This is a genomic window from Pseudoalteromonas lipolytica, from assembly GCF_003515105.1.
Lineage (GTDB): Bacteria > Pseudomonadota > Gammaproteobacteria > Enterobacterales > Alteromonadaceae > Pseudoalteromonas > Pseudoalteromonas lipolytica.
Genome location: NZ_CP032090.1, coordinates 447,825 through 463,363, shown reverse-complemented (window position 1 = coordinate 463,363; position 15,539 = coordinate 447,825). Strand labels below are relative to the sequence as shown.

The 15,539-nt window shown below is 41.3% G+C and carries 12 protein-coding genes; 5 read left to right on the top strand and 7 right to left on the bottom strand.

The features are described 5' to 3' along the window. Positions 1–719: 719 nt before the first annotated feature. Positions 720–1,352, bottom strand: a complete 633-nt coding sequence (locus D0907_RS02115; protein WP_036971475.1) for a c-type cytochrome — start codon at positions 1,350–1,352, stop codon at positions 720–722. 283 nt (positions 1,353–1,635) lie between these two features. Here D0907_RS02115 and yihA point away from each other — a divergent pair, with 283 nt between their 5' ends. Beyond that, positions 1,636–2,295: a ribosome biogenesis GTP-binding protein YihA/YsxC gene (gene yihA, locus D0907_RS02110; RefSeq protein ID WP_065978240.1), complete on the top strand. Its 660-nt coding sequence runs from the start codon at positions 1,636–1,638 to the stop codon at positions 2,293–2,295. 4 nt (positions 2,296–2,299) lie between these two features. On the opposite strand, the gene D0907_RS02105 is transcribed toward yihA, so the two are convergent. The 3 genes from D0907_RS02105 to polA form a co-directional block, all read right to left on the bottom strand. Beyond that, the gene (locus tag D0907_RS02105) at positions 2,300–2,818 is read right to left on the bottom strand and encodes a DUF1285 domain-containing protein (protein WP_074989665.1); all 519 of its coding nucleotides are present in this window, start codon (positions 2,816–2,818) and stop codon (positions 2,300–2,302) included. Next, positions 2,818–3,405 (bottom strand): YceI family protein, encoded by a 588-nt coding sequence (locus D0907_RS02100; RefSeq protein WP_075594321.1) that lies wholly within the window; start codon positions 3,403–3,405, stop codon positions 2,818–2,820. The genes D0907_RS02105 and D0907_RS02100 overlap by 1 nt, the downstream gene beginning before the upstream one ends. A 527-nt stretch (positions 3,406–3,932) precedes the next feature. Further along, positions 3,933–6,668, bottom strand: coding sequence for a DNA polymerase I (polA, locus tag D0907_RS02095; protein ID WP_118843952.1), 2,736 nt, complete (start codon positions 6,666–6,668; stop codon positions 3,933–3,935). A 511-nt stretch (positions 6,669–7,179) separates the two neighbouring features. On the opposite strand from polA, the gene elbB reads away from it, so the two are divergent. From elbB to D0907_RS02080, 3 genes are all read left to right on the top strand, one after another. After that, positions 7,180–7,830: an isoprenoid biosynthesis glyoxalase ElbB gene (gene elbB, locus D0907_RS02090; protein ID WP_036971490.1), complete on the top strand. Its 651-nt coding sequence runs from the start codon at positions 7,180–7,182 to the stop codon at positions 7,828–7,830. 181 nt (positions 7,831–8,011) lie between these two features. Beyond that, positions 8,012–8,404 (top strand): c-type cytochrome, encoded by a 393-nt coding sequence (locus D0907_RS02085; protein ID WP_065978244.1) that lies wholly within the window; start codon positions 8,012–8,014, stop codon positions 8,402–8,404. Positions 8,405–8,607: 203 nt separating this feature from the next. Further along, positions 8,608–11,187, top strand: a complete 2,580-nt coding sequence (locus D0907_RS02080; protein WP_118843951.1) for a diguanylate cyclase domain-containing protein — start codon at positions 8,608–8,610, stop codon at positions 11,185–11,187. A gap of 24 nt (positions 11,188–11,211) precedes the next feature. Here D0907_RS02080 and rep read toward each other — a convergent pair whose 3' ends face one another. Then, positions 11,212–13,224: a DNA helicase Rep gene (rep, locus tag D0907_RS02075; RefSeq protein ID WP_036971502.1), complete on the bottom strand. Its 2,013-nt coding sequence runs from the start codon at positions 13,222–13,224 to the stop codon at positions 11,212–11,214. Between the two features lie 110 nt (positions 13,225–13,334). On the opposite strand from rep, the gene ubiK reads away from it, so the two are divergent. After that, a complete protein-coding gene (ubiK, locus tag D0907_RS02070) occupies positions 13,335–13,598 on the top strand; it encodes a ubiquinone biosynthesis accessory factor UbiK (protein ID WP_036971505.1) in 264 nt (87 codons plus the stop codon). A gap of 46 nt (positions 13,599–13,644) precedes the next feature. On the opposite strand, the gene can is transcribed toward ubiK, so the two are convergent. Continuing rightward, positions 13,645–14,307: a carbonate dehydratase gene (gene can / locus D0907_RS02065; protein WP_036971509.1), complete on the bottom strand. Its 663-nt coding sequence runs from the start codon at positions 14,305–14,307 to the stop codon at positions 13,645–13,647. Positions 14,308–14,325: 18 nt separating this feature from the next. Then, positions 14,326–15,504, bottom strand: a complete 1,179-nt coding sequence (locus D0907_RS02060) for a methyltransferase (RefSeq protein ID WP_118843950.1) — start codon at positions 15,502–15,504, stop codon at positions 14,326–14,328. Positions 15,505–15,539 lie beyond the last annotated feature (35 nt).

Below are 15,539 nucleotides of genomic sequence, written 5' to 3'. Positions count from 1 at the left end.
CAACACCTTAATGGCATTGTAATGCTGGCATAACCAGAAGAATTCGGTGTGCGGATGAGGTTGGTCAACTTGACGAACTGCGCACTTTTCATACTTATAGTACAAACGGTGGCTATTGTAACAGGACAAATAAAAAGGCGGTAGAGAAAACATCTCTACCGCCTACTAATCTGAGCGCCAATTAACTGGACACTTCTCCCTTCGACTTTTTAGTCTTTATTATTTTTATTATTATTGTTTTTCCATTTTGTTGTTATTTTTACCTTCCATGTAGCATTCCATTTTGTTTTTATTATTAAACTTCCATGAGCTTTTATTATTCTCGGTCAATCCTGACACTTTTTTGTTATTTCCTTTAGGACACTAATCAGTGTCTTCCCCTAAAGATTTGCCGCAGTCACTTTCCTTATTACATTGTCCATGTTGTTTTGCTGTCTCAGCGACAGTGGTTAATTTACCCATTAATAATTTTGTTACAACTAATTTATATAATTTTTCTTACAACGAAGAGTTTGTAACAATACCATCTTAAATAATAACAAAGACTTACACAAAATTAAGAAATAAAAATAAGACTTAGCTTACAGTTGGATATGGTCAATGTCTCACAAGAAAGTAGGAAATTACGGCATGCTGCAAATGTAAAAAAAGCAGCTTGCGCTGCTTTTTTGTAAACTGTCTAAATTATAATGCTAGTAATTTAAGCTAGCAATCAGACTTTAGTGTAAGCCACCTAAGTATTTTGAAAGTACTTCGATGTCTTTGTCTGTTAGCTTTTTAGCAATGTCTTGCATCATGCCATTTAAGTCGTTATTGCGCGTACCATCACGGAACTTTTCAAGTTGCGACTTAATGTATTCAGGATGCTGAAACGAAACTTTAGGGAATTTAGCAAGCGATGTGCCGTTACCACGCGGACCGTGACACGCTGCACAAGCTGGGATTCCACGCTCTGCATCACCGGCTTTATAAAGCTGTTGACCAACTTCAACAACATCTTTAGGTGTTACACCCTCAGACATGTTTAATGAAGAGAAGTAAGCTGCTAGGTCTTTCATATCTTGATCGCTAAGCGGCATAGCCATACCACTCATTACAGGGTCCATACGGCCCTCTTTGCCACCCGATGTCATACCTAGTTTAAACTCTTGTAGTTGTTTATAGATATAATCTGCGTGTTGACCTGCAATCTTAGGGTAGATATTAACCGGCGCATTACCGTCTGGGCCGTGACAGGCCGCACACGTTGCCGATTTTTCTTTACCTGCGTTTACATCGCCATCAAATGCTGTTGCGTTGCTTGCTGACAACGCACCAAGCAATATAGTTAAAGATAGTGCTATTTTTTTCATGGTGAATTCTCTGTTTCCGACCCTGTATCATCTACAATATGGATGTTGTGATTTCTATATTCTACACGATAATAAATTCTCTGGCACGTTTTCTGCCCACATTAAGCTTATAATTTATAGGGATTTGACTTAGATTAAGTTTCTACCTAGCAATTTTCCTTGTTCAAAGCCAAGTTAGCACGCTTAAATACGCTTTTGAATGCTGCTTTAATAGTATAAAATACGTGCCTTGAGTGGTTTTCGACCACTGACTGTTATTATTTATAAAAGATTAGGAGAGCCTGTGCTCAAATCTCGTATCAAATACAATACTGCGTCCTTTGTTACCAGCGCACCTGATATCTCTCGTTTACCTGCTGATACGGGGATTGAAGTCGCGTTCGCCGGTCGTTCAAACGCCGGTAAATCAAGTGCTCTTAACACCTTAACAGACCAAAAGTTAGCACGTACCTCAAAAACACCTGGTCGTACGCAACTTATAAACACCTTTGAGCTCGATGCCGACAAGCGCCTAATCGATTTACCGGGGTACGGTTTTGCGAAAGTCCCCATTGAAATGAAAAAGAAATGGCAAAAATCATTAGGTGAATATTTACAAAAACGCCAAAGCCTTAAAGGCATTGTTGTGTTAATGGATATTCGTCACCCACTTAAAGATTTAGACCGCGACTTAATCGACTGGGCGGTCGGGAGTGAAATTCCGGTTCTTGCGTTACTCACTAAAGCCGACAAACTAAAGCAAGGTGCACGCAAAGCACAAGTTTTACAAGTTCGTCGTGAACTAAGCAGCTTAGAGGGCGATATTACAGTTCATGCCTTTTCATCATTGAAAGGGACAGGCTTACCTGAAGTTGCTAAAAAGCTAGACGAATGGTTCTTAGGGCCTATTGAAATGCAAGAAGCAGAGTCGGAATCAGAATCGGATCAACAACCAGACGCTTAAGTTATTAAGCCAAGTAGTAGTGCTTGGATAATGACTCAATGAAATAGCCATCCTCATCAGAGCTGGCTATTTCAGCCCACTGATAATACACATTCCTCGATACTCTGGCAGCCAGTCCATGCGGCAATTTAAGGTATGGTACCGTCACGTTTTCAAATTCACGCAGTTGCAGTGGCTGACACGCAGTGACTAACCAAGTGCGCTGTAAATTATCAATACAACACAACGCGTTTCCTTGCTCTGTTTCTTCAAAGCGCCAATCTACGATAATAAAAGGCACATCGGCCACGGTGATAGCCATTTTCTCGACAGGCGTTTTTAGATAATAGCTGTCTGCTTCTTTGCAAATAACAGAGGCAAACAGCTTAACCATCGCTTCTCGTTTTATTTCACTGCCCGCGTAGAACCACACGCCATGCACATCAATGCTAATTGGCAACTGACCACAATGGGTCGGTTGCCACTTATCAAATGGTTTGTCTGGCTGTGCAAGTGCGGTTTCTAGCTCAGCAAGTGACTGCATTACTTTTCTTTATCAAGAGTCAGTGAAAATGTAACCGGAACGGCAGTAGCAATTGACGGTAAACCAGCCAGTTTTTGTAATTCAGCAATACCTTCAGTCACTTTAAAATCAGCAGCATTAATAATCACGGGCGTAAACGATGACACAGTTACATCACCCGTTGGCGACATATTAGCAAGTACATCAAGTGTTAGTTCTTTCTTATTACCATGAAAATCAAGTTCAGCTTTAAGACCTTTTAATACATGCTGCCCAGGCACGAGCTTTGATAAAGCTTGGCTTAAATCAGCTGTTAATACGGCATTAGGAAACTGGGCTGTTTCAAACAGGAGCTTAGTCATGCGCTCGTTACGGATGGGGATCAGCGTTTCAACAGACGTCAGGTCGATCATTAACTTAAATTGACCTTGCTCGTTTAAGGTTCCTGATACGTTTTTAAAATGATGAGCTTCAGCGATTGCGTTTTTCTTTATTGAAACAAAGCTTACATTGCTTTGTTCATTATTAACTTGCCAATTAGCACTCGCCAATGGGGCAACAAATAAACTTGATAATGATAAGGCTGTAATAGCCAAAGATTTAAACATAACGCATTCCTTCGAAAGTAATTAAGAATCACTTTGATGGTATCACCTGCGCTAATTTGTGCAATGAATTGTATGATAAGAACAAGAAAAAACGGCTCACTCAATAAAGAGTGAGCCGGTATAGCAAACTGGGGAGAAGCTATCAATACGTTGCATCTTTTCAGATGCATCATCAACAGGATGTCCTACAGGATGAGGACGGCGCGGACTTTAGCAAATACCCACCTAAAAATAAATTAAATATGCAGCAAAAGACCATTAATTGATAAACATATAACGAAACTCTAAAACTGTCTTTTCTTGTTAACCTTAAGTTTACAAAAAAAGTGATCGTTCAACTGGCATAAGAGGTCATTTTTAATGGATCACACGCTCACTTTGTATGATCAAAATAACTGTGTGGTGAAGATTCAAAGTGCTCGTTTTACGTTTTGGCGGGTTAAAACATGGGCGGTATTAATGTGCAGGTTATCCTCATTGCCGAATACCCAGCATTAAGCAAGATATTCGGCATAAAATCAGCAAAACTAGTGAGCTTGCTGCCAGTTATCCCCACTGTCTGCTTCAACAATAAGGGGGACATCAAGGGTCGCAGCTTCTGACATCAGCTTACAGATTTCAGCTTTGAACTCATCAACACACTCTTCTTTAATTTCAAACACTAATTCATCGTGTACTTGCATAAGTAGCTTCACTGCGCCTTCGGCTTGGGCATTTACCCACTGATGCACTTTAAGCATTGCTTTTTTAATAATATCGGCGGCAGTACCTTGCATTGGCGCGTTAATAGCAGCACGTTCTGCCGCTTTACGTCGTGCGCCATTACGCGCATTGATCTCTGGTAAATGTAAGCGTCGACCAAAAATGGTTTCTACATACCCTTTATCCGCCGCTTTTTGACGCGTCGTTTCCATGTATTCAAGTACACCTGGGAAACGCTCAAAGTACTTATCAATATAGTGCTGTGCTTCGTGGCGAGGCACATCTAATTGACGAGATAAACCAAATGCCGACATACCGTAAATTAAGCCAAAATTGACAGCTTTCGCTTTACGACGCATATCGCTGGTGACGTCCTCAAGACTAACACCAAAGACCTCTGCCGCTGTTGCACTGTGTACGTCTAAGCCATTGGCAAAGGCGGTCAGTAAGCCTTTATCTTGCGATAAATGCGCCATAATACGTAATTCAATTTGGCTGTAATCGGCAGCCACAATTTTATGGCCCGCAGCCGCAATAAATGCTTCACGGATACGACGCCCTTCTTCCGAGCGGATCGGAATATTTTGTAAATTAGGATCTGTTGAACTTAAACGCCCTGTTGCCGTTACCGCTTGATGATACGAGGTATGTACGCGTTTGGTACGCTCATTCACCATTAATGGCAGCTTATCTGTGTAAGTTGATTTCAACTTTGATAAACCACGATGCTCAATGATTACTTTAGGTAAAGGATAATCATGCGCCAGCTCTTGCAATACTTCTTCTGCTGTAGATGGCGCCCCTTTTGGCGTTTTTTTAATTACTGGCAGTTCAAGCTTCTCAAATAAAATTGCTTGTAGTTGTTTAGGTGAGCCTAAGTTAAACTTTTCACCCGCCATGTCATATGCTTCTTGTTCAAGCTCGAGTAAACGTTCACCCAATCGCTGGCTATGGGCAGCTAACATGGTACTGTCAATCGCGACACCAGTACGCTCAATATCTGAAAGTACAGAGACAAGCGGTAACTCAATCTCTTCAAATACTGATTTAAGTTGGCTATCAGCTTCAATCTTCGGCCACAACACCTCGTGTAAGCGTAATGTAATATCAGCGTCTTCAGCAGCATATGGCGCTGCTTTTTCAAGTTCAATTTGATTAAAAGTCAGCTGCTTTTTGCCTTTTCCAGCAATCTCTTCAAAACTGATATTTTTATGCCCTAGGTATTTAAGTGCTAACGAGTCCATATCATGACGACTGCCCACACTATTAAATACATACGACTCCAACATCGTGTCGTATTTTATACCGTTTAATTCAAACCCAGCATTAGCCAGTACACTTTTATCGTATTTTAGGTTTTGCCCCACTTTCGCTTTGCGCTCGTCGGCTAAAATTGGGCCAATTTTTGCCATTACCGTGTCGAGTGTTAATTGTTCTGGCGCATCGGGATAATCGTGAGCAACCGGAATATACGCCGCTTCGCCGGCCTTAACCGCAAAGCTCATACCAACTAATTGTGCCTGCATGTAATCAAGGCTGGTTGTTTCGGTATCAAAGGCAAATAACTCAGCCTCATTTAACTGCTTAACTAGCGTATCAAGTTGTTGCTCAGTAAGAATGGTTTCGTAATGAGCATCACTCACTTGTGGCAATTCATTTTCTTCGGTTGGTACGTCTAAATGTGTATCTGCGTCTTTCGGGTTATCGAGTAATTCAGCTAACCAGCGACGGAACTCGCACTCACCGTATAAAGCAATTAACTCATCTCGATTAGGCTCTTGTAACTTGAAGCTTTCTAGGTCAGATTCAACCTCGACATCACATTTTATCGTTGCCAGTTCGTAACTCAGTGGTAAATGATCAAGCGCAGCTGCCAGCTTTTCGCCTATTTTGCCTTTGATCTCATCGGCATGATCGATTACGCCTTGTAACGAGCCATACTTTTGTAACCATTTCACCGCAGTTTTAGGGCCGCAACCATCAACGCCAGGAATGTTATCAACCTTGTCGCCCATCAGCGCTAAGTAGTCGATGATCAATTCAGGGCCTACACCAAACTTTTCAACCACCGTGTCAGGGTCTGAAATACTATCGGTCATGGTGTTAATAAGTGTGACGTGCTCATTCACAAGCTGCGCCATATCTTTATCACCTGTAGAGATCAACACATGGCGTTGTTGCTCAGAAGCAATGCGTGCAAATGTACCAATAACATCGTCAGCCTCGACCCCTTCAATACTAATAAGCGGAAAACCCATCGCCTTAATAATATTATGAAGTGGTGCTATTTGTGTGCGTAAGTCATCCGGCATAGGTGGACGATTCGCTTTATATTCACTGTACATGTCATTTCTAAAGGTTTTACCTTTGGCATCAAACACCACCACCATATGCGACGGATCATATTGTTTGATTAGACTCTTAAGCATATTAACGACGCCATAAATAGCCCCTGTAGCCTCTCCTTTCGAGTTTGTTAGGTGAGGAGGTGAATGATATGCGCGGAATAAATAGGAAGAACCATCAACAAGAATAAGTGGATTTTCAGGGATCTGAGCCATGGTGAAATTGGATCCTAAATGAATAACAATAAATTGATTGTAAGCATGCCATAAGGCTATGAAGAAAACGACTGTGAATTATTGAGCAGTAACACATTCATAAATAGCAAGCTGTGGATAACTTTGTAGATAAAACCCACGAGCAATTCTCCCAAAATGTAAAAACATTTAGGAATTTTCTGTAAGCACATGTTTTGATTTAAAAAAGATAATACGAGGTTCTTTTTTTATTATTTTTATCCGATGTGGAAAACGGTTTTAGCTACTCATGTCCATTGCTTGCTTAACGATGAATAAATATCCCTTTTCATAACCGGAGGAGTATTCTAGCACAATGGATCAAAGATCATAGCGATCCTTTATACTTTTTTGTACGTTTGTATTTTATAAAAAGGCATAAACAGCAATTTACCAAGCGTCTCGAGCAGTCGACCCAGAAAACTTTTTTATTTTGTCGACTGACACGCATAATTGCTACACTAACCAAAGTTGCATTAAGGAGGAATATCTAATGAAAAAAGTGGCTGTAATTTTAGCGGGTTGCGGTGTTTACGATGGCGCAGAAATCAATGAAGCAGTATTAACTTTGCTACACATAGCCAAAGCAGGTGCACGCTATCAATGTTTTGCTCCTGACATTGAGCAACTGCATACCATTAACCACTTAACCGGTGAAGAGATGACGCCAAATCGTAATGTTTTAGTGGAAGCAGCACGTATTGCGCGTGGCGAAATAAAAGCTATCACAGAACTAAACGTGAATGAATTTGACGCACTCATCATACCCGGCGGCTTTGGTGCGGCAAAAAACTTATCTGACTTTGCTGTAAAAGGCGCAGATGCTCAAGTACAAGATGATGTACTCCATGCATGTACTGCGTTTGTTAAAGCAAATAAAGCAGCGGGATATATGTGTATTGCACCTGCCATGCTGCCACTTATTTATGGCCAAGGCGTAAAAACAACCATTGGTAACGACCAAGATACCGCAGCGGCTATTCAACAATTAGGCGGCGATCACCAATACTGTGCCGTTGACGACATTGTTGTGGATGAACAACATAAAGTGGTTACCACCCCTGCATATATGCTTGCGCAAAGCATTTTAGAGGCTGATGCTGGGATTGAAAAATTAGTCAGTAAAGTATTAGAACTGGCATAATAACACTGTAGCGATTCAGCACATAAAGCTGATTTTTATTGCGCTGGAGCAAAAAATGGCTTTTTTTATCAAGAAAAAGCCTTTCAGATCATTTTATAAATTGTGGCTTAGCGTTATAATCGTTCTAATTTCCGTCAGATATCGTGATTGATCACGTTCAAATCGAAGTGAGCAAGGCAAAATGAAAAAACTATCAGCTGCATTATTACTGCTAGCAACAACGGCATACGCACAAGCGTATGACAACTCTTTGACTGAAGACGCAATTAAGAAGCGTCTAGCGCCAATTGGTTCTGTATATCTAGAAGGTGATAAAGCTGCTGCGGCTGCTGAACCTACTGGTCCTCGTTCTGGCGAGCAGGTGTATCAAGCATCATGTTTCGCTTGTCACGGTACTGGCGCATTAGGCGCACCTAAATCAGCTGATGATTGGGCTCCTCGTATCGCTAAAGGCAAAGACACTTTACTTAATCACGCCTTAAATGGTTTCAATGCAATGCCTCCTAAAGGTACGTGTATGGACTGTTCTGATGAAGAAATCAGTGCTGCTATCGACTTTATGACAAGCAAATAACAGTTATAAACACATAATACGAAGGGCTTAATTTATTAGGCCCTTTTTTTTATGCCTGAAACACGCACAAAAATAATAATTTAGTACTAGCAACCTTGTCTGTATAACCCCTTAATTAGCCTATCTGCTACTTGACGATCTACGAAAAAAGTGGAACTATAAAGAACAATATTTAAACAATAATAAAAACTGGTTCTAAATCATTGGAAGATTCAGCAACACACATTGATAAGCTAGTCCGTAGAAATGCTCGCTTAAAATCGCTTATACAAAAATATAAGCAATCTCATCACTTGCAACATGCTCTATTACAGTTATCAGAGCAAGCAAGCACTGTTGCCGAATTAACCCTTCTTTACCCCGCTATTCACGATATATTGCAAAGCTTTATCCCAAGTAAAAGCTTTTACGTTGTGCTGCACAACCCTGTGAACGATCTTTTAGAACTGTCGTATTTTGCAGACGAAAAAGATGGCCTTTCTGTGCCCTTAAAATACGATCAACACTTCAAAGAGGGGTTAACTGGTCATGTATTCAAACATGGTAAAACCAGCTACTTTACTAAAGAACAAACCCAACAAGCTGTTAAAAAGGGTCAATTTAAAGCTTTAGGGACCCCCGCAGAGCACTGGGTTGGCGTACCGGTCTATCGTGATAAAACCATCATTGGCGTGATGGTGGCGCAGAGCTACGATAAAGCGCAAAGCTATTCTGAGCAGCAAATTGAACTGTTAGAAGTGATGTCACTTTACCTTGCAACTGCTATAGAACGCGTTAAAAAGCGCGAACTTCTTGAGTCCGAAGTCAAAATTCGCACCCGCGCACTGACGCAAAGTAACCAGGCACTCAATGAAGAAATATTACACCGAAAAAAAGCATTAGAACGACAGCAAATACTGTTTAAGATCTCTGAGCTTGCAACACTGAGTGAAAATCTAGAAGACGTATATCAGCATGTACACAAAATAATAAAAACCATTACGTACGCAGATAACTTATATATTGCGCTGTATGACCAACAATCTCACTGGCTAAGCTTTCCTTACTGCGTTGATGAATACAGCGATAATGCCGAACCTCGGCCATTTGCTAAAGGTTACAGTGAGTTGGTACTGAGTACCGAAAAATGCCAAGTGATTGATGCAAAGCGCGCGAAAAGCCTCATAAAACAGGGGGTCATAGAAAGGCCTAGAGATATTCCGCCCGAAGAATCTGCCACCAGCTGGTTAGGAGCGCCACTAAAGACATCACAAGGGGTAATTGGCTTAATTGTTTGCCAAGCATATAACAATAAACATGAATTTAGCCAAGATGATTGTGAGCTCATCACCTTCGTTTCACACCAAATCGCCAATGTAATCCAAGCCCATTTAGCTAACCAAGAACTTAAGCAAAGCCACCAAAAGCTTGAACATCGCGTTGCTGAAAAGACCAAAGAATTGCGCCAAGCCAATATGCACTTACAAATGCAAATGGAAGAGCGTAAAAAAATTGAACAACAGTTATATCACGATGCACATCATGACTCGCTCACCAGCTTACCGAATCGAAGCTTGTTCTTAACACAGCTTGAAAAAACGCTGCAGCATTATCAACGCTATCCAGAGCAACAATTTGCAGTGCTGTTTATCGACTTAGATAAATTTAAAGATATTAACGATCAATTAGGTCACCAAGCTGGGGATCAGTTTTTAATTAGTGTCGCAGAATCATTTTCTCACTGTATTCGAGAACATGATTTACTTGCACGATTAGGCGGCGATGAGTTTGTTGTTTTGCTCACCCATTTAACAGAGCCGCAGCAAGCAGAAGATGTTGCAAAACGCATTATTGAAATCATGAAGAAACCTTTCTGCATGAAAGGTCAATGTATTCAAAGCGGTGCAAGTATAGGGATTACCTACTCAAAAACGAGTTACAAGCACACCGATGAGATTATTCGTGATGCTGATGCAGCCATGTATTATGCTAAAAACGCAGGGCGCAACCGCTTTGAGTGTTTTCATCCTTTACTCAATGCGACGACCTCACAGTATGAAGCTGAAAATATGCATCACCTTGATGATTTACCAATGCATTTTAGAAGCTCAGAAATCATTACGCTTGACGAGTCAGCACATGCTGAGTCGCTATTAGAGGCGTTTGGAGAACACCCTGTACTTGGCAGTACCAGCTTTGAAGTACTCAAGAAGTTTGCCACTGATCGTATTCAGCATTTCGAAGTTGAGCTGAGTTTACTCAAACAAGCTTTTTCATTAGCCGCCCAAACAAAGTTACAAAAGGTGTTATTTCCATGCTCAGGATTAGTGCTTGAACGCATCAACTTTAAAGCGCTATGTCACCTTCTCAAAGCGCATGATGCTAAAAAGATATGTTTATTATTTAATGAACAAGAAATTCGTTATGCATCGGCTGTACAAATAGAAAACCTAAAAAGTCTTGTGGCACAAGGATTCTCGATAGGTTTGAATGAGTTTGCAAAAGATCGCTGTGAATTGAACTTACTGACCGAATTTAAGTTCGATTACTTATTATTAAGCTCAACTTTCAGTAAGCGTGTGCTACAACAAGAAAACTATCATTTACAGCTTCAAGGTGTACTGGCTATTACCCATATTCAAAATATCCAAGTCATAGCCAAAGGCCCATCGATTTTTAACTACCGTACCCTGTTAGATAAACACGGCTTATCGCTGTTTATTGGCAAACAGCATGCACTTGCGCCCTTCAATAAAGAGACGACAAGCACACACTCGACAATACCGCTTGATTTAAATATTTAAACATGTGCATTGAGCATAACGGCGTTACTTTTTAAGCATGGCACGCAAGTTAGCAACACGTGCTTGACCTTTCTCCATTCGCTCTGCTTGTGAAGAAGGCGGTTTCTTTGCTTCAAAGGCCAAATCATCCTGTGGTAACTCCTGCACAAAACGACTCAGCTCTGTATCCGATGTTTCACCAAACTGACGGCGCAGCTTAGCGTATGTCATAACCAACTCTTGCTGGGCTCTTGTGATACCTACGTAAGCAAGACGACGTTCTTCTTCAACGTTATCTTCGTCGATGCTCACTTGATGAGGTAATAACCCTTCTTCCATTCCCACCATAAATACATACGGGTATTCCAAGCCTTTTGAGGCATGCAAAGTCAAAAGCTGTACCGCATCAGATTCATCTTCTTCTTCATTGCGCTCAAGCATATCGCGCAGCGTTAACTTGCTCACCACTTCTGCTAAATTCAACGGGGGGTTATCGGCATCACCGGTCAGCATATCGGTGATCCAACGATATAACTCCGACACATTCTTCATACGCATTTCTGCGGCTTTTGCGCTAGGCGATGACTCGTAAAGATACGCTTCGTAATTAATTTGCCTGACCAGTTCTTTTACCGCTTCGAGCGTGTCACCCCGCACTGCATTATCAGACAGTTCAACCACCCAACGAGCAAACCCTGCTAACGCATTAAAGCCCCGCCCTTTTAAACGATGTGCAAGTTCAGGCTCAAAGCAGGCAGCAAATAAACTAATGTGCTTTTCGTTGGCAAGTGTGCCTAATTTTTCGAGAGTGACGGTACCTATTTCTCGTCGTGGGGTATTCACGATACGTAAAAATGCATTGTCGTCGTCTTGATTAACCAACAAGCGTAAATACGCCATGATATCTTTAATTTCTGAACGTGAGAAAAACGACATTCCGCCACTAATTTTATATGGGATACGGTTACTCATCAGCGCTTTTTCGAATACGCGCGCTTGGTGATTCCCCCGATATAAAATGGCGTAATCTTTATAGCTGGTCCGCTTCATGAACTTATGCGAAATGATCTCTGCAACAACGCGTTCAGATTCATGCTCTTCGTCACGACAGCCAATGACTTTAATCGGTTCACCATAACCTAGTTCACTGAACAGTTTTTTATCAAACTCATGCGGATTATTAGCGATAAGAATATTGGCTGCTTTAAGAATACGCCCTGCACTTCGGTAGTTTTGTTCAAGTTTAATTAAACGCAAACCCGGAAAGTCTTTACTCAATAACACCAGATTTTGTGGTTTAGCACCACGCCACGAATAAATTGATTGGTCATCATCTCCCACCACCGTAAAGCGAGCACGTTCACCCACTAATAACTTAACCAATTGATACTGGCTCGTATTCGTATCTTGATACTCATCCACCAGCAAATAACGAAAACGCTGTTGCCAACGCTCACGTGCTGTCGCATTTTGTCCCAGTAGCAAGGTGGGGATCATGATCAGATCATCAAAATCGAGGGCATTATAAGCTCGTAGTTGATTTTGATAGCGGGCATACAACTGGGCAAACAGTGCTTTTTGTGGCTCACGCGCTTCACGAATCGCCCGTTCGGGTAAAATAAGCTCGTTCTTCCAACTGCCTATCTGCATTTTTAACAGGTTTAATAAGTCTTTGTCTTTTTTTAGTTCGTCTTCTGTAAGCTCGGTTAATAATTGATTGGTATCTTGATCATCAAACAATGAGAATCCTGGCTTAAAGCCTAATGTGGTTAATTCTTTTTTGATGATTTCAAGACCTAAGGTATGAAATGTCGAAACCCATAACCCTTTAGACTCTTGCTTACCAAGCGTTTGTGCAACACGCTCGCGCATCTCTTTTGCCGCTTTATTAGTAAAGGTAACGGCTGCTATGTTACGTGCTTGATACTCACACTTTTGCACCAAGTAAGCGATTTTGTTGGTAATTACACGCGTTTTACCTGAGCCTGCGCCGGCTAATACCAAACACGGTCCACTGATATACTTTACCGCTTCATCTTGTTTTGGGTTGAGTTTCATAAGCCCCTAAGAAATTATCCAAAGACAGAACCGGCAATTTTACCGTAATCACTACACTACGCCTAGCCAATAAGGTAAGATTGTTTTTTTACGTGACTCAAGGGACGAAGATGATCAACCCAGCAAAACTTGAAGAAATCGCAAAGCAAATCACTGATAACATGCCACAAGGCGTGAAAAACCTTGCCGACACCATTGAAGGTAAAACGAAGCAAGCTATCCAAAACAAACTTGCTGAGATGGACTTTGTAAGCCGTGATGAGTTTGATATTCAAAGCCAAGTACTTATTCGAACTCGTGAAAAACTCACGGAGCTAGAAGAAAAGGTTGCCTTACTTGAACAGCAACTTGCTAGCAAACAAGACGAACAATAAAAAAAGGTGAGCTACTTAGCTCACCTTTTTTCTATCCAGTTAAGTCTTAACTTTTCTCTGCAATACGTTCGAAAACACGTTTTACCGCAGTACCGTATGTCTCTGTGGCTTCTTCAGCACAGGTCACCACGGATTCAAGGTCATTTAAATGACCATTTGCTAAACCATATACCCAACCATGAATCGTAAGTTCTTGGCCTTTCGCCCACGCATCTTGCACGATATTAGTACGACACACGTTACGTACTTGCTCAATTACATTGAGTTCAATCAGGCTGTTTAAACGTTCTTTTTCTGGTAATGCGTTTAACTGTTCGATGTGTTTTTCTTTTACATCACCAACATGACGTAGCCAGTTATCAATTAAGCCAAAGCGTGCTTCATTTAAAACCGCTTGAACACCCCCACAGCCATAGTGTCCAACGACCATAATGTGCTTAACTTTAAGTACTTCAACCGCGTACTGCATGACTGATAAACAGTTATGGTCAGTATGCACAACCACATTTGCAACGTTACGGTGTACAAATAACTCACCCGGTAATAAATCAACTATCTCATTAGCGGGTACACGTGAGTCCGAACAGCCAATCCACAAGTACTCGGGATTTTGTTGCATTGATAGAATTTTAAAAAACTCAGGATCACTTTCACTCGTACGCGCAGCCCAACGTCTATTATTTTCGAATAAATTTTTTAACTTTCTCATTGCGCCTCTTTACGATTTTTAATAATTAGCTTGGATCAAGATATTCCTTGGTGTGAGCTGTTTTTCACAAAACGTACTTACTGATACCTGATAGCCTTGTTGTTGCAAATATAAAGCACGATCGAGCACGAGCCAAACTTCAATTGCTCTTCTGAACACATGTCGGATGAGTTCAATGCGTTCTGTGACCCTTTTACGCTGCTTACCTATCTCTAAAAATGCATTGTAATCAATATCATCTGGTATATGTAGTGACTTTTTATCAGCTGCCCACAAACAAAACGACCTAAAAGAATCAGAAAATACCGCTTTATTCACGGAAGGCACACTCACATAGTGCTGAACACCGGTAATTGATTTACGTAATGCATCAAAACCAAGTCGCCACTCGACTTCTGTTTTTCTCACTTTATCAACCCGACTTGGTGCGGTCACGGTTTCTTGCAAGGCCAGCTTTAAATCGCGATGGGTTAGCGTCAATTGACTATGCTGTGCATGCTCACTCATTGCTTGGTAGGCATCGTCGGTAAATAAGTGATAACAACAGGGTGAAAAGCTTATCTGCTGGGTTTTGGCCCGACTTGCCTGCTGCATAAATGTTTGGTGTAAACGACCACATGCATGTAAAGCGACGGCATGTTGCTCTGTTTTAAAAAATGCATCGGTGTTATCCGTTAATACATTCGCTTGTGAAAACTGCATGGCTAATTGTTGCTGCTTAGCACTATGAGCTCCCTGCTCACACAGGTGCTCTTGTAGTTCAATACTGTGTACCGAGGGTGCGCCACTAAATGCCAGCATCCGCCCTAAGTGTCCTTTGCCTGCACACCACTCTAAAACAGGGTGTTGCTGTGAATTTTGGCTGATCGCTGCAACAAAATCTTGTAACTGCTCAAACTTGCGTCCTTTGATGCCATTACTGATCCAAAATGGAAATTCATTCCTTGGCAACTTTGTTGTGGGCAGTTCGCATAAGGCATTAAGTTCATCAACACCGTCTATAGCATCACAAAAGTATTGATATAAAGCATGCTGGTCGGCATCAAGTTCACTCACTTGGCTGTCATCAATCGCCCATAATAAAGACATTAATTCAGGCCATGGAATATCATCAAAGTCAAATGCCGTGCATTGCCAGTATTGGCGAGTTGAATAAAGCAGTGTATCTAAAGCAGCAAAGTGCTGGGCAAGTGTCATAACTACAAAAACGACAAAAAATAAAAGTGAGTATA